Raw genomic sequence first — 21,091 nt, forward strand, 5'->3', positions numbered from 1 at the left:
CTAAGCTGAACTTACCCTAAGCGTCCAGCACTAACATTCTGACCCTCAACCGCTTCGGTTTATGATCCATCCAACCCAACAAGAATGGACCGCATCAAATGCCCACCCCGATTGACCTTACCGACGGACATCTCACCGCCGATACCACCTCGCAATATTGGCGCGACGGGTTTTTGCACCCCATCAACGTGTTCTCTCCCGAAGAGACGGCGGATTTCCGGACCGAACTGGAGGAGATCGAGCGCGACTGGCTTGCCGCTGATCTGCCTTTGCCGCTCAACACCTATAAACGGGTCAACGCGCATTGCGTCCTGCCCATGGCCGCGCGGCTGGCACAGGACAAACGCGTTTTGGATGTGGTCGAGGGTATTCTGGGGCCCAATCTGATGGTCTGGTCAGCAGAGTTTTTCATAAAAGAGCCGCGCACCAAACAGGTTGTCGGCATGCACCAGGACCTGACCTATTGGGGGATGGGTGAAACGTCAGATCAGGTCACGGCCTGGATCGCGCTTTCCCCGGCGACCGTCGAAAGCGGTTGCATGGATTTCGTCAAAGCCAGCCACAAGAACCCGATCCTGCCGCATAATGACACGTTTTCGGAGACCAACCTGCTGAGCCGCGGTCAGGAAGTGGCCGTTGACGTGGCCCCCGAGGACAAGACCCATATCGAATTGCAACCCGGCCAGATGTCCCTGCATCACGGGCTCACCATCCACGGATCCGGCCCAAACACATCCGATGACCGGCGGATTGGTTTTGCCGTCCGTTACCTCAATCCTAATGCACAACAAAAGGTGGCCGAACGCGACTACGCGATGATGGCGCGGGGCGTGGATACCAGCGGGAATTTCATCCATTTCATGCCGCCCACCGCCAATTTCAGCCACCATGCGCTGGAACTCTACGAAAAAATCCGCGTGGATCAGGCCAAAGCGCTTGCACAAGGCGCTGCAGACGATGTTTCATTGTATTCCAAATCGACCGCGTCTGCGTAGGAGAGGACCCAAGCCATGGACCGCGTGAAATTTACCCAGATGAAGGATGGCACCAAGGAAGACTATGAATTCCTGAACGCGCATGAAATTGACCACACCAAACACACGGCGCACCGGTTGCTCAAAGCGCTGGTAGACTTGGATGAAAGCCTGTCGGGATATCAGATCACGCGTCTGGGCCATTCGGTGCAATCGGCCACCCGCGCGTGGCGCGACGGCGCCGACATTGATTGGGTTGTGGGCACGCTTTTGCACGACATCGGCGACATCTACGCGCCGTATAACCATGATGAATATGCCGCCACGATCCTTAAACCCTTTGTCCGCGAGCAGGTAACATGGTGCGTGCAGACCCATGGCGATTTTCAGATGCTTTATTATGGCCACCATCTGGACGGGGCCAACCAACACAAGCGCGACCGCTACAAGGGCCATGCCTATTTCGACGATTGCGCCGAGTTTTGCGAGCGGTGGGATCAGGCCAGTTTTGACCCGAACTACGATGATCTGCCCTTGGAATTCTTTGCCCCCATGGTCGAAGAGGTTTTTGCGCGCACGCCCTATGACGCGGATGTCATGCGCCCCGGCGCGCGCGAACCACTGGTCGACAAGGCCGTTGCCGCGTCCCGCTGACGGCACGCAGCACCGGTTTGGCTTCGTGTTCAGCGATCGCTTGGGCGTCCAAGCATGCCAATACGCTTGAACACCCACGCCAGAACCACCCCAAGAACCACCAGCAGCCCGGTCACGACCCAAAACGCGCGGTCATCCTCGACGCCGGGGACGCCGCCAACATTGATGCCCAATAACCCTGTGATCAGCCCCAAGGGCAGGAAAATCGCCGCAACGACCGACAGAACCAGCATCTGCCGATTCATCGCCTCGGCGCGGCTGTCCATGATCTGATCCTGCACCACTTGCGCGCGGTCACGGATCGCGTCCAATTCTTCGGCCAGGCGCGTCATGCGCTCGGTCGCCTCGCGCAGACGCGACCGGCTGGGCCCCGTGATCCAGGGCAGATCTTCGATCTCGAATGTGCTGAGCGCATCGCGCTGTGGCGCCATGTGCCGCCGGAGCAGGATCGACACCCGCCGGATCGTGCCCAGATCGAACCGCGCTTTGGGTGGCAATCCATCAATCACCTGACTTTCCAGATCGTCGATCTTTTCATTCAGCCCGGCCACCACAGGTTCGGCCCTGTCCGCCAACCGCAGGGCCAGACGGGCCACCAGTTCGGCAGGCTCAGTCGGCCCCTGCCCGCGCTCCACTGCCGCCGTCACATCCGCCACCGCCTTGAGCTGTCGCAGTTGCACGCTGACTACCCGCCGCTCGGTGATCCACATCCGGAGCGACACCATATCCTCCACCTCGTCACCGGGGTTCAGATTGACGCCGCGCAGGTTCATCACCACCCCGTCGCCATGCACGGTACACCGGGGCCGCGTCTCCGGGGCCAGCAGCGCGCTCAGCACCCACGGATCAATATCCGCATCTTCCAGCCATGCCCGCGCATCCGCATCGGCGCAATCCACGTGCAGCCATTGGAAACCATCGCCCGGCGCGGCAAAGCCCTTGCCGGCATGCACCGGGGGCGCCAGCGCCTCGGCCCGGCCCGCGTTATCGATCTGCCAAAGGCGCAAACCCTGCATGTCTTGCTCTCCGCTTCGCTTCACCGCCACTTTGCGATGGATCGCCCGCGGTGTCACGTGCCACCCGCGCGCAAGAAATTCCCGCCCCCGGCTTCCCCTTCCCCCTTGTTTCGCTAGACGTGCGGGAACCTATAGTGATGTGCAGGACACGACCCATGGCGATGGAAAAAACCTTTGATGCGGCCGCGGCCGAAGACCGCCTCTATCAGGCGTGGGAAAAGGCCGGTTGCTTTACCGCCGGGGCCAATGCCAAACCGGGCAAACCGGCGTTTTCCATCATGATCCCGCCGCCCAACGTGACGGGCAGCCTGCATATGGGCCACGCCTTCAACAACACGTTGCAGGACATCCTGATCCGCTGGCACCGGATGCGTGGGTTTGACACGCTCTGGCAGCCGGGTACCGATCATGCGGGCATCGCCACCCAGATGGTGACCGAGCGCGAGATGGCTGAAAATCAGGAACCGTCGCGTTCTGAGATGGGCCGCGAGGCATTTGAAAAACGCATCTGGCAGCAGAAAATCAAATCCCGAGGCACCATCATCGGCCAGCTAAAGCGCATTGGTGCGTCCTGTGACTGGTCGCGTGAGGCGTTCACCATGTCCGGCGCGCCCTCCGCCCCCGAAGGCGAGGATGGCAATTTCCACGATGCGGTCATCAAGGTCTTTGTCGACATGTACGAAAAGGGCCTGATTTACCGCGGCAAACGCCTGGTGAACTGGGACCCGCATTTTGAAACCGCGATTTCCGATCTTGAGGTCGAAAACCTCGAGGTTGCAGGCCATATGTGGCACTTCAAATACCCGCTCGCGGGCGGCGCCACCTATACCTATGTCGAAAAGGACGAAGACGGGAATGTCACGCTGGAGGAAGAGCGTGATTACATCTCCATCGCCACCACGCGGCCGGAAACCATGCTGGGCGACGGCGCGGTTGCGGTGCACCCATCAGATGAACGCTACGCGCCAATTGTTGGAAAACTATGCGAAATTCCGGTTGGACCAAAAGAACACCGCCGCCTGATCCCGATCATCACCGATGACTATCCCGATCCCGATTTCGGAAGCGGGGCCGTGAAGATCACCGGCGCGCATGACTTCAACGACTACCAGGTCGCCAAGCGCGGCGGCATCCCGATGTACCGGTTGATGGACACCAAAGGGGCCATGCGCGCGGATGGCGCACCCTATGCCGAAATGGCCGAGGTTGCGATGGCCGTGGCCAAGGGTGAGCGCGAGCTGTCGGAGGCTGAGGCCGATGGCATCAACCTTGTCCCCGATGACTTGCGCGGGCTCGACCGGTTCGAGGCGCGCGACAAGGTTGTCGCGCAGATCACGGATGAAGGTCTGGCCGTGATGACCACCGAAGTGCAAAAGAACGACGAGGGTGATGAGATCACCGTCACCGTGCCGATGGTCGAGTCGAAACCGATCATGCAGCCCTTTGGTGATCGCTCGAAGGTCGTGATCGAGCCGATGCTGACCGATCAGTGGTTTGTCGATACCGACCAGATCGTCGGCCCCGCGCTCGACGCGGTCAAGGATGGCACGGTGAAAATCCTGCCGGAATCGGGCGAGAAAACCTATTACCACTGGCTGGAAAACATCGAGCCCTGGTGCATCTCACGGCAATTGTGGTGGGGGCATCAGATCCCGGTTTGGTATTCACTTGGTCAAGATGAAAACGGTGACTTCACATCAAACAGTGCTGCTCCCTTCGGGCAATTTTGCGCTCCAAATCTTTCCGATGCCAAAGCGCTCGCTGCTGTTGAATTTGGGGTAATGCCAGAAGATGTACTAGAAGTAGCCTCACCGGCCGAAGCGAGAAAAATTTGGGAAGAAGACACAGGACAGTGGCCCATCTGGCGCGACCCCGACGTGCTCGACACCTGGTTTTCCTCCGGGCTTTGGCCCATCGGCACGCTCGGCTGGCCCGAGGAGACCGAGGAGCTAAAAAAATACTTCCCCACCTCGGTGCTCGTCACCGGGCAGGACATCCTATTCTTTTGGGTCGCTAGAATGATGATGATGCAGATGGCGGTGCTGGATGAGAAGAAGCCCGTCACCGAGCGCATCCCCTTCCACGAAGTGTACTTGCACGGGCTTGTCCGCGACGCCAAGGGCAAGAAGATGTCGAAATCCGTCGGCAATGTCATTGACCCGCTTGAAATCATTGATGAATTTGGCGCAGACGCGCTGCGCTTTTCCTCCGCCGCCATGGCGGCGCTCGGGGGCGTTCTGAAGCTCGATATGGAGCGGATCAAAGGCTACCGCAATTTCGGTACCAAGCTCTGGAATGCCGCGCGTTTTGCCGAGATGAACGAGGCCACAGGCAGCGATGGCACCCTGCCCCAACCGACCGCGACCGTGAACAAATGGATCATCGGTGAGACCGCCAAGGTGCGCGCCGATGTGGATGCGGCCCTTGGGCAATACCGGTTCAATGATGCCGCCACGTCGCTTTATGCCTTTGTCTGGGGCAAGGTCTGTGACTGGTATGTCGAGTTTTCCAAACCCCTGCTGATGGATGGCGACGCGGCGACCAAGGCCGAAACCCAAGCCACCATGGCCTGGGTGATCGATCAATGCCTGATCCTGTTGCACCCGATCATGCCCTTCATCACCGAAGAGCTTTGGGGCACGTTGGGCAAACGCGACAAGATGCTGATCCACGCCGATTGGCCCGAATATGGCGCGGAATTGGTGGATGCCGGTGCCGATCGCGAGATGAACTGGGTGATTTCTCTGATCGAGGCGGTGCGATCCGCCCGCGCGCAGATGCACGTGCCCGCCGGGCTGCACATCCCCGTCTTGGTCAGTGAGCTGGATGCCGCAGGCCAAGCCGCGTGGGACCGCAACGAAGCGATGATCAAGCGACTGACGCGGATTGACAGCCTGACCCATGTGGATGCCTTCCCCAAAGGCTGCATCACCGTAGCCGTCGAGGGCGGCAGCTTTGGTCTGCCTCTGGCAGATATCATTGATATCAATGAAGAAAAGGCACGGCTGGAGAAGACACTTGGCAAGCTCGACAAGGAACTCGGTGGCCTGCGCGGACGGCTGAACAACCCGAAATTCGTCGAAAGCGCACCGGACGAGGTGGTGGCCGAGGCGCGTGAAAACCTGGCCCTGCGCGAGGAAGAAGCGGGCAAGCTGAATGCCGCGCTCGACCGTCTAAAAGAGATCGACTGAGCTCAGAAACTGGCTTTGCGGCCCGCCATGTTGGCCGCAATCACCTCCATCTGGTGCGGCTTGCCAATCAGATCGGTCTGCTGCCGGCTTTCTGCCATCAGAACCGCGTCTTCATCCGCGCCGCTTTCCGCCACCGCGATCAGGCGCTTGGCCGCGCGGATGGCCGAGGGGCTCTTGCCCGCGATCTCCACCGCCATGTCCATGGCCGCCGCCAGCGGATCATCGGCCAGCTCGGTCACCAGCCCCCAATCACGCGCCTGCGCCGCCTCAATCGGCGCGGCGGTGTAGGTCATCCGGCGGATCACATCACTGCGGGCAAGCTGCGGCAAGAGCACCATGCCGCCCATATCCGGGATCAGTCCCCATTTCATCTCCATGATCGCGAGCTTTGTCTCCGGCGCGGCAATGCGGACATCCGCGCCAAGGGCCAGCTGGAAGCCCGCGCCGTAGACCGCGCCGTGAAGTGCTGCGATAACCGGCACGGGGATACGCCGCCAGATCATCGCAACCTCTTGAAAGAGGTTGGTATTTCCATGGGTGCGCGGCATCACAAACGCCTCCGGATCACCGGCGGCGAATTTCGCAAAGCTCATCACATCAAGGCCTGCGCAGAAGGATTTACCCTCACCCGACAGGACAACGGCGCGGATATCGGCGTCCAGCAGCCCCTGCCCGGCGGCAACGATGGCCTCTGCCATCTCCGGATCAACCGCGTTCATCTTGTCCGGCCGGGTCAGGGTGACACGGGCGATGTGATTGTCGATCTCTACGGAAACGCGGCTCATGGGGACCTCCTGTCAGCTGTCCCGATAAGACCTCAAAAGACGCGCCGCGACCAGTGGAACGTCAGGGCACAACCCGTTCGACCGCGCGCATCATGCCAAGCGATTTGTCGTAGACCAATGTCAGGATGCGCCGACCGCCCGCGCGTGTGGCGATGGTGGGAATGGCGCGCACCGTCCCGGCGGCGACCGTGGCGGCGATGAAACCGCGCCGTGTCAGATTGGGCATGACGAAGCCCCCTTGTCCTCTACAACTGGCAGATATGTAACCACAGATGCCTTTATTTCAAGGGCTTGCACCCCGTCGCGCGATGGCGTTATCTGCACCAATGATCGGTCCCCGATATACAAAACTCGCGCAATCCTTGCCCGCCAATGTGCCCTTTGTCGGCCCAGAAGAGCAGGAACGCAGCCGTGGTGCGCCGTTTGACGCCCGGCTGGGGGCAAACGAAAACGTCTTTGGCCCGTCGCCCAAGGCCATCGCGGCCATGCAGGCCGAAACCCGCAGCATTTGGCAATATGGCGACCCAACAAGCCATGATCTGCGCCACGCATTGGCCGAACATCTGGGTATTACGCCAGACAATATCGTTGTCGGCGAAGGTATCGACGGGTTGCTGGGCTATCTGGTGCGATTGCTGGTTGCGCCCGGCGATCACGTGGTGACATCTGATGGGGCCTATCCGACCTTTAATTACCATGTCGCGGGATTTGGCGGCACATTGCACAAGCTACCCTACCGCAAGGATCATGAGGACGCATCAGCCCTCTTCAAAAAGGCCGGTGAGGTGGGCGCAAAACTTGTCTATCTGGCCAATCCCGACAACCCGATGGGCACCTGGATAACGGGGAATAACCTGCTGCAGGCGCTAGATGATTTACCGCCGGGATGCATCTTGCTGCTGGATGAGGCCTATATCGAGTTTGCACCCGAAGGCACATCGCCAGAGGTTGACGTGAACGATCCACGCCTCATCCGAATGCGCACGTTTTCAAAGGCTTATGGTATGGCGGGCGCCCGCATTGGATATGCGTTCGGGGCGCCGGAATTGATCAAGAGCTTCGACAAGATCCGCAATCATTTCGGCATGAACCGTGCCGCGCAGGCGGGTGCCCTTGCCGCCCTACAAGATCAGGATTGGCTGGTAACCACACAAAACCACGTCGCGGCCGCCCGTCAGGAGATCACCCGCATAGCCAAGGAAAACGGGCTGAGCACAATCCCGTCCGCCACCAATTTCGTGGCCGTGGATTGTGGGCGAAACGGCGCATTCGCCCGCCACGTCCTCAGCGCACTTGTGGACCGGGGTCTATTTGTGCGCATGCCCTTCGTGGCCCCGCAAGATCGCTGCATCCGGATCAGTTGCGGTACATCGCAGGATTTGGAGCTTTTGGCCCGATTGCTGCCCGAAGCATTGGCAGAGGCACGCCAACACACGGGCGATGACGGAAATTTAACCTGACAGTTGGATTTCCTGCGCTAAACTCTCGCCATGCGACACGGAAACCTGCCCTCCGCCCCGAATTATACCAATGCCGCGCTGGTGATGGGATTGGTCAATCTCTTGTGGATTTTCACCACGCTCTGGGCGTTGTTTGGGCTGCCGGTTGTGCTGATCATTGGCTATGTGCTGGACAAAATGATCTCGCGTCTGGGCCGCAACGCCTGACCGCTTTTCAGCCTTTTGCAATGACCGCCGTTGCCGCATCCAATGCGCCATCGCCAAACGGGATGTCCAATGCGGCCATGCCAGATTGAATGCTTGCCAGGACACCCAACACCATGTGGGCGTTAACGTGGCCCATATGCCCGATCCGGAAAAACCCGTCGCTTTTGGGGTCATCTTCGGTTTCCATCCCCAATCCGATGCCCAGGGTCACACCGGCCGTCTCTGCCGACCACGCCCGCAAGGCGGATCCATGCGGGGCGCCAATGCTCAACGCCGTAACCGCGGTGCTGCGATCCGCAGGGTTGGCCACGTTCAGCGCCAAGGGTCCCCCCTGCCCCCAAGCCTCGCACGCCGCCCAAACCGCCTTCGCCAACACCGCGTGACGGTGCCAGATTGCCTCCAATCCCTCGGCCTTGATCATGTCCAAGGAGGCGCGCAGGCCAAACAGGTGATGTGTGGGCGCGGTGCCGCAAAAATACTGGGCAAACCATTGCGGATCGACACGCGGTGTCCAGTCCCAGTAACGGCTGACATCTTCGCGCGCCGCCCGGACGGCGGCCGCTTTGTCATTGAACGCCAAAAAGGCCAATCCAGGCGGCACCATCAGACCCTTCTGGCTGGCCGCAAGGGTCACATCGACACCCCACGCGTCCATCTCGAACCGGTCGCAGGCCAGCGATGCAATGCAATCCGCCATCAACAGTGCGGGGTGACCAGCGGCATCAAGGGCCGCGCGCAGGGCCGGAATATCGTTTTGGATGGATGTCGAGGTATCCACATGCGTGGCCAGTACCGCTTTGATTTTATGCTCTTTATCTGCCCTGAGCACCTCTTCGACCTGCGCGGGATCAATCGGTGTCTTGCGGCCAAAATCCATGACCTGGGGGATCAGGCCCTGTCCCACGGCCATGTCCGCCCAAAAATGCCCGAACCGCCCGGTAGTGGGCACCAACACGCGGTCCCCGCGCGACAACGTGTTGTCCAGCGCCGCCTCCCACGCAGCGTGGCCATTGCCGATGTAGATCGCGGTTTTGCCCTCTGTGCGCATCACGTCCGACAGATCCGCCACCAAACCTTCGGTCAGCTCGATAATCTCACCTTCGTAGATATTCGGGGCCGCGCGGTGCATGGCGCGCAGCACCGCATCAGGGATCACCGACGGGCCGGGAATGGCACGATAAGGGCGTCCATTGGCAAGGGTCATGGCAGGCACTCCGCTCTGGATTCGGGCCGACAGTAGACCCATCATCCCGAGCGTCAATCACCGATCTTGCGGCTTGTCATAACCCGCGCCGCAGCCTACATGAGACCGAGCCCATCCATGGGCCGCTGACGGAGCGCACAGACCTTATGAACCTATTCAAGCGGATCGCCGATTGGGAACGTCGGCTGCGCGCATCCTACAACACCGACCTGTCGACGCCCGAGAACAGACGGCGCGCGCATATCTATAACCTGTGGTTCGATCACGCGGTGCTGCGGAAGGTCTGGACGAACTTTTTCCCTGTTGCACCGGGAGTTTACCGCTCGAACCAGCCCACCCATGAGCGTTTTGTCAAACTCAAGGCGATGGGCATCAGATCGATCCTCAATCTGCGGGGCGCGGCCGGGGCTGCGCATTACCTCGTTGAGGAAGAAAGCTGTCGCAAACTGGGTCTGAAGCTGGTCAATTGCACGCTTCATGCCCGATATGCGGCACCACGCGACGACATCCTGGCAGTGCTGCAAGCCTTTCGCGAGATCGAAAAACCCTTTGTCATGCATTGCAAATCAGGGGCAGATCGCGCCGGTTTCGCCAGTGTCCTGTACCTGCATGTGATCGAAGGCAAACCACTTGCCGAAGCGCGCAAGATGCTGAGCGTCAAATACCTGCATCTGAAATGGTCGCGCACGGGCATTCTGGGCTTCATTTTCGACATGTACGAAGAGCGCAATGCCCGCGAGCCGATCAGCTTCGAAACTTGGGTCGCCACGGAGTACGACAGCACAGAAGCGCAAGCCCAATATGAGGCCACGCACAACCCCAAATTCTGATCCCTAATATCGCCGGGACAGGCGCGCCGGGTCCACCCCCGCAAAGTACCGCAGGAGGATCGACAGATTGCGCGCGCCGCGCCGCATCCACCCGTCGCGTTGGTAGCGCGCAGCACTTGTCGTGACACTCAGGGGCAACATGTGCAGCCGCCCCTTCAGCGCCCGCGCCATGGCAACGTCTTCCATCAGGGGAATATCCGCAAAGCCCCCCACCGCCGCATAATCCCGCCGCGATACCAGCAATGCCTGATCGCCGTAGGGCAGCCCCAAGGCCCGCGATCGGAAATTGGCCCATCCTGCCACCAGTGATGGCGCAATGCCCCGTGCATCAAAGCGCAGCCGAAAAAAGGCAGGCCCACCCCGTGCCATTTGGGCCGCTGCCGTATCGGCCCAACCGGCGGGCAAAACCGTATCGGCATGCAAGAACAGCAGCCACTCGCCACCGGCCATCTCGGCCCCGCGTCTGAGCTGTCCGCCACGGGAGGGCGCACCAGTGGCTACAACCGCACCCGTCTCTTCGGCAATGTCCAGCGTGGCATCGGTGGAGCCACCATCCGACATCACCACCTCGCGGATCAGCCCGGCCTCCACGCCCTCCATCAGGGCCGCAAGACAAGCAGGCAGCGGAGCAGCCGCATTCAGCGTCGGGATCACCACCGATAATTTCGCGCGCATGTCCAGCCCCTGTTGCAGTCACTGCCCCGACCTATATTACAGGCAGACCAAACGTGGGAGAGGGCAATGCACCGCGCGATCCATGAAATTACCGGCCCGGACGCCGAAACCTTCCTGCAGGGGCTGATCACCAACGATATTGCCCGGCTGGAGGGCGGCCTGGTCTATGCCGCGATTCTGACGCCGCAGGGCAAGTACCTGGCTGATTTCTTTCTCGTCCGCCGGGGCGATGCGATTTTGCTCGATGTGGATGCCACGCTATCACCCGGCCTGATCCAGCGGCTGACCATGTATAAACTGCGCGCCGATGTAACGATTGCGCCAAGTGAGCTGCAGGTCATGCGCGGCAGCGGCACGCCCCCCGGGCGCCCTGCCCGATCCGCGCCATGCCGATATGGGCTGGCGGCTTTATGGGGCCGAAGGCGGCGATGACGGGACGAATTTCGACGCCATTCGTGTGGCGCACTGCATCCCCGAAACCGGGATCGAGCTGACCCCTGATACATTTGTGCTGGAGGCCGGATTTGAAGCGCTGAACGGCGTGGATTTCCGCAAAGGCTGTTACGTGGGTCAGGAAGTGACCGCCCGGATGAAACACAAGACCGAATTGCGAAAGGGCCTGTGCACCGTTGCAATCCAGGGCAAAGCGGCAATCGGCACGCCCATCACGGCCGGTGGCAAACCCGCAGGTACGCTCTTCACCCAATCCGGCGGGCGCGCCATCGCTTATCTCCGGTTTGACCGCGCCAAGGGTGATATGCAGGCGGGTGATGCGGTGATCCAGATGGCTTGAATGCTTGAATGCCCAAATTGCGGACGAAGCAGCCGTTAATCTTGTTAGAAGATGGGTGCTCGTCGAAAGGTTTTCGGTTACACATCCCAAATGCAAAATGTAGTCGTAAGTAAAGTCCTTCATGTCTGAAATTGTAATCAAACAAGCTGACAAAGAATTTCTGACAGCTCTCTTTGCCAAAGAGACCAAAAGTGTTGCTCAACATGCTGATTTACTGCGGCGTTTTCACCCTCGCTCGCCCCATCATTCCAACACGCTTTTCGCCAACTTTAACGAAACAGAGCTTGAACTGCTGATTGACGCCCTTGGCGACGTATTAATTTCATCGGGTTTGAAGGAAGACGACGAACCAAATGTCTTGGGTCTCAGAATTGAGGGTTACATCGACATCTTTAACAAACCGGACCCCGACTAGAAGCGTCATTTTGGGCTCAAAGCGGACCTGCGCGTCTCGTAAGACTAGGCGCGTTCTGAATATTCCATAGTCTCTGTGTTCACCACAATCGCCTCTTCCGGGCCGACGAAGGGCGGCACCATCACTTTGACGCCGTTGTCCAGAATAGCCGGTTTGAAGCTGTTGGCCGCTGTCTGGCCCTTCACGACCGGCTCCGTCTCGGCAATCATGCAGGTCACTTTCTGCGGCAGCGTGGCGTTCAGCGCTTCGGCCTCGTAGAACTCAACCGTGATGGTCATGCCGTCCTGCAGAAATGGCCGCCGGTCGCCCAGAATATCCGCCGGAAGCTGGATCTGCTCATAGGTTTCGGCGTCCATGAAATGCAGCTGACCATCATCCTCATAGAGAAACTGCTGATCCTTTTGCTCCAGACGAACACGTTCAACCTTATCGGCGCTGCGAAATCGCTCGTTGAGCTTGGTTCCGTTGCGTAAGTTACGCAGCTCAACCTGGGCAAACGCACCGCCCTTTCCGGGCTTCACATGATCGACTTTGACCGCCGACCACAGACCGTCATTATGCTCCAGCACATTGCCGATACGTATCTCATTTCCATTGATTTTTGGCATTTGGCAAAACCTTGTCAAAAGGTTGATAGAAGTTTGACACACCCTATATCTGGGGACATGACAGGGCGCAAGACGACGAGATATCGTGCTGCAGATGCGAAAGCTATGCAAAAATTGCAAGTAAGCTATGCATTTAAAGCCTATCCGAATCACTGAAAGGTCGTCATAAAGGGCGCCACGCCAAAATTACAAGAGCAAAGAAAACAAGGACGAAACATGAAAGATTTCGTTGACGGCACAGCCTTCAAAAGTGAACAGGGCAATCGTGCACGTAAACTCTTCGCAGCCGTCGTACTGGCTGCACTGGACGACGCTATTTCAGACGACAAGAAATATGGCAACGGTCCAGAACAGATCGCCCGTTGGGCACGCTCGCGCGATGGGCGCGAAGTGCTGAGCTGCGCGGGGATCGACCCGAACGAACGTGTCGTTTCGGGCCTGATGGAATTTGTCTCGAAAGGGGTACGGACTTCCGTGGCCCTGTCGCGTGAAGAAAGCGAACGCCGCAACGCAGCGGCGCAGGCAGAAGCCGCCTGATCAAATAGAAACCCCCGAGGTTTCCAAAGGCCCTGCCAATTGGCGGGGCCTTTTGTATTTTAGCCGGGGTTCTTGTCGAAAATCTTGCGGTGTGCGCCCTGTTCGACCCAAGGCAACGCGGAACTGCGCCAGCATTCGAAGACCGGCACAACCTCTTGTCGCTGATGCAGGGTGCCGGTGCGGATGTTGTAAAAAGCCGGGGTATCGCTGTCTTCTGCGGAATAAAGCGATGATCCGCAGTTTCCGCAGAATGTAAGCCGCCGCCGATTGCCGCTTTCCGCGGTTTTCATGTAGGTACGCGGTGAGCCTTTCGTGACCCGAAAACTGTCACCGGCGATCACAGCAATGACGTGGAAAGCCGACGCCGAAAGGGATTGGCAATCCGTGCAATGGCACACCCCCACCTTTTCCGGATTGAGTTCGCCCTCGTATTCGATGTCCCCGCAATGGCAGGCCCCTGTGATATGCATGTCGTCCCTCCTGTCGAAAATGTTTACGTTCCGCCGCCGGCAAAAACAAAGGCCCAGACAAAAACCGGAGCCAGTTGAAGCGCTCCGGCCAGACAGATCACGGCCCGCGATCGGATGCTGTCGAATCGCAAGAACAGCACCACGCAAAACGCAAATGAGATCACCATTTCGATGGGCCCGACGATCCAGCCATAGTGCCGGTTGTCCCAATAACTGAGCGGGCTTTGAAATACCCAGTCGCTGATCGGCCAGAAATGCGCGCGCCCGTCATCGTGGTGCAGCGGGAAATCGAAGGCCAGATGCAAGAGCCCCGCCGCCGCAAAAACCATCGCCGTCGGGGATTTGAACCACCAGCCGAGCACCAGCCCTGCCCCCCATAGAATAAAGGAATTATCGATCTTGAAGACCATTTGCCAGGCATCGGAAAAGTACAGCGTTCCAAACACGTAATGCGGGCTGAGCCCCATCACGAAAACCGCGTATCCGGCCATCAGATAAAGTGACACGTCCGGCGCCAGCGCCCCGGTCAGCGCCGCAACCGTCCGGCGGCGTTCGTGGGGGCGAGCAAAAGCCGCCGCCGCAAATATCAGATGAGCAGGTGTGTTCATGTCTTTCCCTTGGCGCGGCCAATGAGTATCACCGGCAAAGGTTACTATGAGGCCGGAAATGGCAAAAGCAATCATGATCCAGGGGGCAGGCTCGAATGTGGGCAAGTCGATGATTGTGGCAGGCCTGGCCCGCGCCTTCACAAATCGTGGCCTTGGCGTGGCTCCGTTCAAGCCCCAAAACATGTCCAACAACGCAGCCGTGACGCCGGAAGGCGGCGAAATCGGCCGCGCGCAGGCGTTGCAAGCTCTGGCCGCGCGCCGGGCGCCGCACACGGATATGAACCCCGTCCTGCTCAAACCCGAAACCGAAACCGGCGCGCAAATTATCCTGAACGGTCAGCGGTTTGCCACGTTACGCGCCGCCGAATATGGAAAGGCCAAGGCGCAGCTTTTGCCAGCCGTTTTGGAAAGCTTTCGTCGTCTTTGCGCCACCGCCGATCTGGTGTTGATCGAAGGCGCCGGCAGCCCTGCAGAGATCAACCTGCGGGCCGGAGATATCGCCAATATGGGCTTTGCCGAAGCCGCGGGCGTGCCGGTGATTTTGATCGGTGACATTGACCGCGGTGGTGTTATTGCCCAAATCGTTGGGACCAAAAACATACTGCCAGATAGTGACGCCAAGCTCATTAAAGCGTTTGCAATCAACAAGTTTCGCGGCGATCCTCGTTTGTTTGATGAAGGATTGACCGAAACGATTTCCCGTTCGGGTTGGCCGTCGCTCGGTGTTGTCCCGTGGTTTGACCGCGCCTGGAAGCTGCCGGCAGAAGACGTGTTGGATATCGCATCAACCAAAGGCGGCACATGCAAAATCGCCGTGCCGCGACTGGCCCGAATTGCCAATTTTGATGACCTCGACCCCCTCTCCTCGGAGCCTGATGTCAGCGTTACCATTGTCCAGCCCGGGCAAGCCCTGCCCGGTGACGCCGATCTGGTTCTGATCCCTGGCAGCAAATCCACCATCGCCGATCTGGCTGATTTTCGTGCCAATGGGTGGGATATAGATTTGGCGGCACATATCCGACGCGGGGGGCATGTGCTGGGGCTCTGTGGTGGGTATCAGATGCTGGGCCAGCATATTGCTGATCCCGATGGGATCGAGGGCACACAAACCAGTGTCACTGGATTGGGACATCTGGACATTTCTACCGTGATGAAACCGCAAAAGCGCGTTGCCCTGACCCAAGCGATGTATCGTCCGACAGGGGATCCGATATCGGGCTACGAAATCCATCTGGGTGAAACCAGCGGCCCTGATTGTGACCGCGCGTGGATATCGGTGGGCCCCCGGCGCGAAGGGGCCGCCAACGCCACGGGACGCGTCAGGGGTTGCTATCTGCATGGGCTTTTTGCAGCTGACGCCTTTCGGGCCACGTTTTTGGATGAACTCGGTGTCACCTCGCAGATCGACTATGGTTCCGATGTCGAGGACACGCTGGGCGCCCTGGCGGAACACCTTGAAAAACATATGGATTTAGACGCGCTACTGCGCCTCGCCGCCGCGCCGACCGCTTATTCCAATTCCTGACTGGCCAACGCGCGGTGGATCTCGCGGCGCACCAATTTGCGCACGTTGCGGGTGATCCGCTCGCCCAAAGCGCCCTGCAATTCCTGCCGGACGATATCGCTAACCATATCGCGGAGTGCGTCTTCATCCAGAAGGGTTTCGTCAATGGTCAACGGCGCGTCAGATGTGTCGTCCGGCGCTTCGACACCGTCGCCCTCCTCGGCGTCCTCCGCGGCCTTTGACCGGAAGGCAAAAGCCGCTGGCTCTACGTCGATCTCTGCCTCTTCCGAAGCCTCGCCATCCTCCGGCGCATCCGTTTCAAAATTGTCTAAAACGCCGCTTCCAGCCTCGATCTGGGCCTCCAGCGTATCCTGCGCCAAATCGGCCATGACACGATCCAGATCGACAGCATCCAGATCCTCCGACGGCGCCGTGTTTTCAACGCCCTCATCGCCATCCTCCGTGGCATCAGGCTCGACACTGGCCTCGACCTCATCGCTGTCGGGCGAATTGTCGGTCACGGCTAGGTCTTCTGCTGCATCCGAAGAACCATCATCATCTTCTTCCGGCTTCTGCGCCCTACTCCGCCGAAAAACCGCCGCCGCCAGCGCCATGTCCACTTCGTCATCCGGTGCGACAGCCGTATCTTCGGCACCCTCCACATGGTCCATCCACAAAAGTGGGCTTACCGGCGTCGCGGCATTATCATCTTCGGTGGTTCCATCCGGGTCCCACTGATCATCACGCCCGGCGACCACTGTTTCAAACTCTGCGGCACGCGTTCGCAAATCCTGCTCGCCACGCGCCAAAGCCGCATCCATGTCGGCGTCAAGGTCCTCGGCTTCTGTTGCATCTTCCGCAGCGGCAAATTCCGCCGACAGATCATCTTCCGCCGTCTCGACATGCTCAATACCCTGAGAATTGTCTGTATTTTTCGCCAGGAGATCATCCAGATCATCGGTCTCTGTTTCGGCCTCTGACTGATCAATCGCATCGCTTTCCAAAACGTCATCGGCAGTGTCCGACGCCTCAGTGTTGTCGGTCAAAGCCTGCGCGATTTCATCCAGTTTTTCGGCATCGGCATCCGTGTCATCCGCCCCATCTGCGGTGTCAAAATCAGTTTCCAAATGAACCGTGTCATCGCCTGAGCTGCTCTCTTCAACATCTTGTTCTTCAACGGTTTCTTTAATGCTATCCGCATCATCGTCAACGCGCAACGATGGCGTCAAAACCAATCGATCCACCTCTTCCTGCTCCGCATTTTCTGCAGGTCGTTCAACACGATCAGAGGAGGATACGAGCCTGCGTATGGACGACAAAACGTCTTCGATTTCCACGTTTGTGACGGGTTTCGACATATCTTAATACCACTCTTGCCTGAGCATAGTTTATCTATGCGCATCTTTTCACACAACCGATTAGAAAAGGATTTAGTTTTTCCCCAGAGCGCGCAAAACTTTGTCGAGTTTTTGACCTTGTTTGCTGCGGGCAACAGGGGCGTCCTTGACCAGATTGTAATAGGCCGTCGGGTCATAGGTCTGAACACCAAGGTTCAGGTCTTTCGCCGTCAATTCACCGGTCGCTGCCAGAACGCCGTAAGCCGCGATGTAGACGTCCACCTGCGCTGATACAAGGTTGGCGCGCGCATCCAGAAGTTCCTGTTCCGTGTCCAGCACATCCAGCGTGGTTCGCGCGCCCAGTTTGGCCTCTTCGCGCACGCCGCGGAATGCCACCGTGGCAGCTCGCACGCCCTCTTCACCCGCCAGTGTTGCCGCTCGGGCCGCGCGTAAATTAGCATAAGCATTGCCAACATTTTGCTGCACCAGATGGCGCACCTCATGCAACGCGCCGCGTTGCGCGTCACGCTGTGCAATCGCCTGACGGGTCGCCGCACTGAGACGGCCTCCCTGATAGATCGGCCCCGTCACCTCAACCCCGACACTGCCCGTACGGTTGAAATCACTGCCGCCGATTTCTTCGCCAACGCCCAGTCGGGTTGTCAGGTTCACGGTGGGCTTCACCGCCGCCTTTGCCACCATGATATTCAAATCAGCCACTGCCACGTTATGCTGGGCCTGCAACATGTCCGGATGACGCCGGACTGCAACCGCCTTGGCCGCATCCACATCGCCCGACAGGCGCGGCAAGCGCGACGGGGGCACCAGATTGCCGGGTTTGCGGCCGACAGCGGCGCGAAATTCCTCAACCGCCTGAATGAGATCACCCTGTGCCAGCGCCAGACCACTGCGCGCCGTGGCCAAACGCGCCTCGGCCTGGGCCACATCTGTGCGGGTCACTTCACCCACCTCAAACCGGTCTTTGGCCGCGCGCAATTCTTCACTCAGAAGGCGCAGGTTGTTTTGACGGATCGCCACAAATTCACTGTTCCGGCGCACATTCATATAGGCCTGCACCGCGCGCAAAAGCACCTGCTGCTCGATCGAAACCAAGGATTGGCGCGTTGCCAGAACCAGTTCCTTTTGCGACTCGACCTGCAGGCGCGAGCGCCCAAAATCATAGAGCAACAACTGCCCTGTCAGGCCCACATTCACATCGGTCGATCCGGTGTTGAACGAGCCATTTACGCCGCGCGTACGACCAAAGCTGCGTGTAACATCAGCGGTCCAGTTCAGAATCGGACGCAAAGAGGATACGGCAATAGCCACATCTTCATCGGCGGCCCGCAGCAAGGCCCGGTTCTGCTCCAAAAGGCCGCTGTGTTCATATGCACTGGCCAACGCATCGGCCAAAGTTTCCGCCTGTGCAACGGGGGCGACGGTCGCCAGAGAGAGCAACACTGCGGCGCCTGCCATACGCAGCTTTGTGAAAACGGCTTTGGTCACATCAGCCTCCAATCGGACGGGCACAGGGCCCACTTAGAACGTAAACGCGGCGTGCTTTTCAAATCCCGGAACAACCGGTGCGCCCGCATTGAATGAATAACGCCAGTTGATGCGACCATCGATCTTGTAGCCGATCCGCACGACGCCCAATGCCCCTTCCATAAAGAGACACCCCATGCGTCCCCCATCTTTGAGCTGGTCCACCAACCCTTGTGGTACATGTTCTACCGCGCCCTGAACCGTGATCACATCATAGGGTCCGTGTTCGGCGGCGCCCTGTGCCAACTCACCTTCGTGCAAAATGACATTGTCTGCACCGTTTTCCGACAACAGCGCCTGCGCCTCGCTTGCCATATCGGCGTTTTCTTCGACAGCAACAACGGCTTCTGCCATGCGCGCCATTACGGCGGCGGAATATCCCAAGGCCGACCCGATATCCAAAACCAGATCATCGCCCTGAATTTCCAACGCATCCAGCATCTTGGCCAATGTCCGGGGCTCAAGCATCACGCGTCGCCCGCCCAGATCAAGGTTTTCACCAACATACGCCGCTTCGCGCAGGTTGCGCGGGACAAACGCTTCGCGCGGTACAGATAACATGGCATCGATAATGGGAAACTTGGTCACATCTGACGGGCGGATTTGCGTATCGACCATCATGGTGCGGCGCTCGGAATAGTCGGTCATCAGCTAAACTCTTGCGTTCGGAATCCTTGAAAGTGGTTTTGACACAGAAGGCCCGCGTGAACAATGCCTGCCGACAGCGAATTCCTGCCCGCGACCCCTTGCGTCGAAACGATGCGAAAGAGGGCGATAACGAAACGTGAATGTGCGTCAACGCGCGTGGCAGGCGGGGGTTGCGCTCTTCGGCGGTCCAGTATAATCCCGCGTTATCACCCGGTTGGCGAGTTGGCGGAGTGGTGACGCAGCGGATTGCAAATCCGTGTACACCGGTTCGATTCCGGTACTCGCCTCCATTTTTATTTTAAAATCAATTTGTTAAATTGAAAAATTTTCTCAGGCACCTCTTTAGGTCCCTATATGTTTTGTGATGTTTTGTGCGAATGTCCCTTACTTACTGATTACGTCTATTTTGAAGCTGTTGATTATTGAGTGAATGACCCATCAATTTCAGACGGGCATCCCCCTAGCATTGGGAGCCAATGCTGCCGTGGCCTGGGCCAGGCGCAGCACATCCGCCCGTTGGTTACCGTTGGTATTGGTCAGGTAAACCGGCTGTAGCGTTTGGTAGAACGCCTGACGCAGCAAGGGCTCGTCGAAGGAGAGGGTGTTGTACCCGGCGAAGATCGCCGGTGACCACGCGCGCAACTTCTCGGCGATCTGCAGCATCATTTCATAGTGGGATGGCAGATTGGGATCGGCCAGCATTGCTGGTGTTATACGCGTGGCCAACAGTGCACCGGGTGCTGGGATCACATGGGGAAGAAGGCGGCAGCGGGTTTCGAAGCGGTCTAGTTCGTTTAGGTCGGCATCGGTTCGAATGGCAGCGAACTGCAGAATCTGGTCGAACGTTGTGTCCGTACCGGTGGTTTCGGTGTCGTAAAAGACAAAGCTCATTACAGCCTAACTCGTCCACCTATAAACATCTGGTACCTTGCCCACTGGCAGCGGCCAGGTGCCGAAAAAGTCTGACAAGTCGGTCTTTGAAGCTGACTTCAAATTCAAGCCCAGTGGGAACGTGTTTGGTTCGAACTTATAGCCGGTCAGCTCCTCGCATTTGTCGAGATTCAGTTTCTTGATTGTGCTTTCGGGAATCGCTGATCGACACTTGGCTAGTATGTTTGTGAGCCGGTCATCAGCTGAGACTATCGCGACGTTCTCGGCGCCATGGATCTTAACCAGATGGATGCCCATCGCGATGATCAAGTGATCGAAAGTACCCATCGGAGCAACTTGGACTTTCTTTCCACGGTTTACTCGAAAATAGTGATCAACAGGCGCCACAAGATTTATTCCAAGAACATGATATCTGGATAGTTCGTAGTGGTAGATGAATTTCCCGTTGTGAATGTCATCTTGAACTTGGTTCACTAAGCTCTTGTAAACTCGGGTGTCGATTGTGCTCTTGACGTGCCTTCTGTTCCACTTGCCATAGCTATGCTTCATGAACACGCTAAAGACTTCAGCGACACAAAAGTTGGGAAGATAAAGAAAGATATCAGCTGCGCCGGAGCGCTTCGCGTCAAAGATATTCTCGATCCGTGCTACAGCTTTCTTCGAACGCATCGATCGAGGCAAATAATAACCTGCAACCAAGTTGGTATCTAGAAGAATGAATTTTCGTTGGGCCATTGTC

At 58.4% G+C, this 21,091-nt stretch carries 22 protein-coding genes, 1 tRNA gene and 1 pseudogene; 11 read left to right on the top strand and 13 right to left on the bottom strand.

Translation table 11 applies throughout. The annotated features are described in order from the left end of the window. The first annotated feature begins 98 nt into the window (after window positions 1-98). Together ACZ1HJ_RS17780 and ACZ1HJ_RS17785 are read left to right on the top strand one after the other, a co-directional pair. The gene (locus tag ACZ1HJ_RS17780) at window positions 99-995 is read left to right on the top strand and encodes a phytanoyl-CoA dioxygenase family protein (protein WP_472719968.1); all 897 of its coding nucleotides are present in this window, start codon (window positions 99-101) and stop codon (window positions 993-995) included. Between the two features lie 15 nt (window positions 996-1,010). Next, window positions 1,011-1,628 carry an HD domain-containing protein gene (locus ACZ1HJ_RS17785; protein ID WP_472719969.1) on the top strand — a complete coding sequence of 206 codons (618 nt, stop codon included), beginning with the start codon at window positions 1,011-1,013 and terminating at the stop codon, window positions 1,626-1,628. A 29-nt stretch (window positions 1,629-1,657) separates the two neighbouring features. Here the strand turns inward: ACZ1HJ_RS17785 and ACZ1HJ_RS17790 are convergent, their stop codons facing one another. Then, window positions 1,658-2,644: a zinc transporter ZntB gene (locus tag ACZ1HJ_RS17790; RefSeq protein WP_472719970.1), complete on the bottom strand. Its 987-nt coding sequence runs from the start codon at window positions 2,642-2,644 to the stop codon at window positions 1,658-1,660. Window positions 2,645-2,799: 155 nt separating this feature from the next. On the opposite strand from ACZ1HJ_RS17790, the gene ACZ1HJ_RS17795 reads away from it, so the two are divergent. Further along, entirely contained in the window at window positions 2,800-5,835 is a 3,036-nt protein-coding gene (locus ACZ1HJ_RS17795; protein ID WP_472719971.1) for a valine--tRNA ligase, read from the top strand. 2 nt (window positions 5,836-5,837) lie between these two features. On the opposite strand, the gene ACZ1HJ_RS17800 is transcribed toward ACZ1HJ_RS17795, so the two are convergent. Next, entirely contained in the window at window positions 5,838-6,620 is a 783-nt protein-coding gene (locus ACZ1HJ_RS17800) for a crotonase/enoyl-CoA hydratase family protein (protein WP_472719972.1), read from the bottom strand. 61 nt (window positions 6,621-6,681) lie between these two features. Beyond that, window positions 6,682-6,846: a Tat pathway signal protein gene (locus tag ACZ1HJ_RS17805; protein WP_472719973.1), complete on the bottom strand. Its 165-nt coding sequence runs from the start codon at window positions 6,844-6,846 to the stop codon at window positions 6,682-6,684. A 100-nt stretch (window positions 6,847-6,946) separates the two neighbouring features. On the opposite strand from ACZ1HJ_RS17805, the gene ACZ1HJ_RS17810 reads away from it, so the two are divergent. Next, window positions 6,947-8,080: a pyridoxal phosphate-dependent aminotransferase gene (locus ACZ1HJ_RS17810; protein ID WP_472719974.1), complete on the top strand. Its 1,134-nt coding sequence runs from the start codon at window positions 6,947-6,949 to the stop codon at window positions 8,078-8,080. A gap of 30 nt (window positions 8,081-8,110) precedes the next feature. After that, on the top strand, window positions 8,111-8,287 hold the full coding sequence (locus ACZ1HJ_RS17815; RefSeq protein WP_472719975.1) for a hypothetical protein: 177 nt from the start codon (window positions 8,111-8,113) through the stop codon (window positions 8,285-8,287). A 7-nt stretch (window positions 8,288-8,294) separates the two neighbouring features. On the opposite strand, the gene ACZ1HJ_RS17820 is transcribed toward ACZ1HJ_RS17815, so the two are convergent. Then, window positions 8,295-9,491, bottom strand: a complete 1,197-nt coding sequence (locus ACZ1HJ_RS17820; RefSeq protein ID WP_472719976.1) for a pyridoxal-phosphate-dependent aminotransferase family protein — start codon at window positions 9,489-9,491, stop codon at window positions 8,295-8,297. Window positions 9,492-9,637: 146 nt separating this feature from the next. Between ACZ1HJ_RS17820 and ACZ1HJ_RS17825 the strand changes: the two genes are divergently transcribed. After that, the gene (locus ACZ1HJ_RS17825) at window positions 9,638-10,321 is read left to right on the top strand and encodes a tyrosine-protein phosphatase (protein ID WP_472719977.1); all 684 of its coding nucleotides are present in this window, start codon (window positions 9,638-9,640) and stop codon (window positions 10,319-10,321) included. A 3-nt stretch (window positions 10,322-10,324) separates the two neighbouring features. Here ACZ1HJ_RS17825 and ACZ1HJ_RS17830 read toward each other — a convergent pair whose 3' ends face one another. Beyond that, a complete protein-coding gene (locus tag ACZ1HJ_RS17830; protein ID WP_472719978.1) occupies window positions 10,325-10,996 on the bottom strand; it encodes a TIGR04283 family arsenosugar biosynthesis glycosyltransferase in 672 nt (223 codons plus the stop codon). A 66-nt stretch (window positions 10,997-11,062) separates the two neighbouring features. Between ACZ1HJ_RS17830 and ygfZ the strand changes: the two are divergent. Both ygfZ and ACZ1HJ_RS17840 read left to right on the top strand, forming a co-directional pair. Beyond that, window positions 11,063-11,789 (top strand): annotated as a pseudogene (gene ygfZ, locus ACZ1HJ_RS17835) (CAF17-like 4Fe-4S cluster assembly/insertion protein YgfZ). 121 nt (window positions 11,790-11,910) lie between these two features. Continuing rightward, window positions 11,911-12,204 carry a hypothetical protein gene (locus tag ACZ1HJ_RS17840; protein WP_472719979.1) on the top strand — a complete coding sequence of 98 codons (294 nt, stop codon included), beginning with the start codon at window positions 11,911-11,913 and terminating at the stop codon, window positions 12,202-12,204. 44 nt (window positions 12,205-12,248) lie between these two features. Here ACZ1HJ_RS17840 and efp read toward each other — a convergent pair whose 3' ends face one another. Continuing rightward, entirely contained in the window at window positions 12,249-12,812 is a 564-nt protein-coding gene (efp, locus tag ACZ1HJ_RS17845; RefSeq protein WP_472719980.1) for an elongation factor P, read from the bottom strand. A 216-nt stretch (window positions 12,813-13,028) separates the two neighbouring features. On the opposite strand from efp, the gene ACZ1HJ_RS17850 reads away from it, so the two are divergent. Next, the gene (locus ACZ1HJ_RS17850; RefSeq protein ID WP_472719981.1) at window positions 13,029-13,349 is read left to right on the top strand and encodes a DUF6280 family protein; all 321 of its coding nucleotides are present in this window, start codon (window positions 13,029-13,031) and stop codon (window positions 13,347-13,349) included. A gap of 59 nt (window positions 13,350-13,408) precedes the next feature. Here the strand turns inward: ACZ1HJ_RS17850 and ACZ1HJ_RS17855 are convergent, their stop codons facing one another. Both ACZ1HJ_RS17855 and ACZ1HJ_RS17860 read right to left on the bottom strand, forming a co-directional pair. After that, a complete protein-coding gene (locus ACZ1HJ_RS17855; RefSeq protein WP_472719982.1) occupies window positions 13,409-13,819 on the bottom strand; it encodes a GFA family protein in 411 nt (136 codons plus the stop codon). A gap of 23 nt (window positions 13,820-13,842) precedes the next feature. Further along, window positions 13,843-14,427 carry a cobalamin biosynthesis protein CobQ gene (locus tag ACZ1HJ_RS17860; protein ID WP_472719983.1) on the bottom strand — a complete coding sequence of 195 codons (585 nt, stop codon included), beginning with the start codon at window positions 14,425-14,427 and terminating at the stop codon, window positions 13,843-13,845. A 58-nt stretch (window positions 14,428-14,485) separates the two neighbouring features. Between ACZ1HJ_RS17860 and ACZ1HJ_RS17865 the strand changes: the two genes are divergently transcribed. Further along, complete coding sequence (locus tag ACZ1HJ_RS17865) at window positions 14,486-15,952, top strand: cobyric acid synthase (RefSeq protein ID WP_472719984.1); 1,467 nt, start codon at window positions 14,486-14,488, stop codon at window positions 15,950-15,952. Here the strand turns inward: ACZ1HJ_RS17865 and ACZ1HJ_RS17870 are convergent. The 3 genes from ACZ1HJ_RS17870 to ACZ1HJ_RS17880 form a co-directional block, all read right to left on the bottom strand. After that, entirely contained in the window at window positions 15,937-17,289 is a 1,353-nt protein-coding gene (locus ACZ1HJ_RS17870; RefSeq protein ID WP_472719985.1) for a midas domain-containing protein, read from the bottom strand. The two genes, ACZ1HJ_RS17865 and ACZ1HJ_RS17870, sit on opposite strands and share 16 nt — an antisense overlap. Before the next feature lie 72 nt (window positions 17,290-17,361). Beyond that, on the bottom strand, window positions 17,362-18,744 hold the full coding sequence (locus ACZ1HJ_RS17875; RefSeq protein WP_472722233.1) for a TolC family outer membrane protein: 1,383 nt from the start codon (window positions 18,742-18,744) through the stop codon (window positions 17,362-17,364). 63 nt (window positions 18,745-18,807) lie between these two features. Continuing rightward, window positions 18,808-19,461, bottom strand: a complete 654-nt coding sequence (locus tag ACZ1HJ_RS17880) for a protein-L-isoaspartate O-methyltransferase family protein (RefSeq protein ID WP_472719986.1) — start codon at window positions 19,459-19,461, stop codon at window positions 18,808-18,810. Window positions 19,462-19,677: 216 nt separating this feature from the next. Between ACZ1HJ_RS17880 and ACZ1HJ_RS17885 the strand changes: the two genes are divergently transcribed. Continuing rightward, window positions 19,678-19,751 (top strand) — tRNA-Cys (locus ACZ1HJ_RS17885). A 154-nt stretch (window positions 19,752-19,905) separates the two neighbouring features. On the opposite strand, the gene ACZ1HJ_RS17890 is transcribed toward ACZ1HJ_RS17885, so the two are convergent. Further along, window positions 19,906-20,352 (bottom strand): exonuclease domain-containing protein, encoded by a 447-nt coding sequence (locus tag ACZ1HJ_RS17890; RefSeq protein ID WP_472719987.1) that lies wholly within the window; start codon window positions 20,350-20,352, stop codon window positions 19,906-19,908. A 6-nt stretch (window positions 20,353-20,358) separates the two neighbouring features. Then, window positions 20,359-21,087, bottom strand: coding sequence for a hypothetical protein (locus tag ACZ1HJ_RS17895; RefSeq protein WP_472719988.1), 729 nt, complete (start codon window positions 21,085-21,087; stop codon window positions 20,359-20,361). Window positions 21,088-21,091: the final 4 nt, after the last annotated feature.

This window comes from Roseovarius sp. JB2-10, from assembly GCF_055693585.1.

Coding starts and splice junctions, on each gene's coding strand:
- ACZ1HJ_RS17780 (WP_472719968.1), top strand. CDS start 99: ATGCCCACCCCGATTGACCTTACCGACGGACATCTCACCGCCGATACC.
- ACZ1HJ_RS17785 (WP_472719969.1), top strand. CDS start 1,011: ATGGACCGCGTGAAATTTACCCAGATGAAGGATGGCACCAAGGAAGAC.
- ACZ1HJ_RS17790 (WP_472719970.1), bottom strand. CDS start 2,644: ATGCAGGGTTTGCGCCTTTGGCAGATCGATAACGCGGGCCGGGCCGAG.
- ACZ1HJ_RS17795 (WP_472719971.1), top strand. CDS start 2,800: ATGGCGATGGAAAAAACCTTTGATGCGGCCGCGGCCGAAGACCGCCTC.
- ACZ1HJ_RS17800 (WP_472719972.1), bottom strand. CDS start 6,620: ATGAGCCGCGTTTCCGTAGAGATCGACAATCACATCGCCCGTGTCACC.
- ACZ1HJ_RS17805 (WP_472719973.1), bottom strand. CDS start 6,846: ATGCCCAATCTGACACGGCGCGGTTTCATCGCCGCCACGGTCGCCGCC.
- ACZ1HJ_RS17810 (WP_472719974.1), top strand. CDS start 6,947: ATGATCGGTCCCCGATATACAAAACTCGCGCAATCCTTGCCCGCCAAT.
- ACZ1HJ_RS17815 (WP_472719975.1), top strand. CDS start 8,111: ATGCGACACGGAAACCTGCCCTCCGCCCCGAATTATACCAATGCCGCG.
- ACZ1HJ_RS17820 (WP_472719976.1), bottom strand. CDS start 9,491: ATGACCCTTGCCAATGGACGCCCTTATCGTGCCATTCCCGGCCCGTCG.
- ACZ1HJ_RS17825 (WP_472719977.1), top strand. CDS start 9,638: ATGAACCTATTCAAGCGGATCGCCGATTGGGAACGTCGGCTGCGCGCA.
- ACZ1HJ_RS17830 (WP_472719978.1), bottom strand. CDS start 10,996: ATGCGCGCGAAATTATCGGTGGTGATCCCGACGCTGAATGCGGCTGCT.
- ACZ1HJ_RS17840 (WP_472719979.1), top strand. CDS start 11,911: ATGTCTGAAATTGTAATCAAACAAGCTGACAAAGAATTTCTGACAGCT.
- efp (WP_472719980.1), bottom strand. CDS start 12,812: ATGCCAAAAATCAATGGAAATGAGATACGTATCGGCAATGTGCTGGAG.
- ACZ1HJ_RS17850 (WP_472719981.1), top strand. CDS start 13,029: ATGAAAGATTTCGTTGACGGCACAGCCTTCAAAAGTGAACAGGGCAAT.
- ACZ1HJ_RS17855 (WP_472719982.1), bottom strand. CDS start 13,819: ATGCATATCACAGGGGCCTGCCATTGCGGGGACATCGAATACGAGGGC.
- ACZ1HJ_RS17860 (WP_472719983.1), bottom strand. CDS start 14,427: ATGAACACACCTGCTCATCTGATATTTGCGGCGGCGGCTTTTGCTCGC.
- ACZ1HJ_RS17865 (WP_472719984.1), top strand. CDS start 14,486: ATGGCAAAAGCAATCATGATCCAGGGGGCAGGCTCGAATGTGGGCAAG.
- ACZ1HJ_RS17870 (WP_472719985.1), bottom strand. CDS start 17,289: ATGTCGAAACCCGTCACAAACGTGGAAATCGAAGACGTTTTGTCGTCC.
- ACZ1HJ_RS17875 (WP_472722233.1), bottom strand. CDS start 18,744: ATGGCAGGCGCCGCAGTGTTGCTCTCTCTGGCGACCGTCGCCCCCGTT.
- ACZ1HJ_RS17880 (WP_472719986.1), bottom strand. CDS start 19,461: ATGACCGACTATTCCGAGCGCCGCACCATGATGGTCGATACGCAAATC.
- ACZ1HJ_RS17890 (WP_472719987.1), bottom strand. CDS start 20,352: ATGAGCTTTGTCTTTTACGACACCGAAACCACCGGTACGGACACAACG.
- ACZ1HJ_RS17895 (WP_472719988.1), bottom strand. CDS start 21,087: ATGGCCCAACGAAAATTCATTCTTCTAGATACCAACTTGGTTGCAGGT.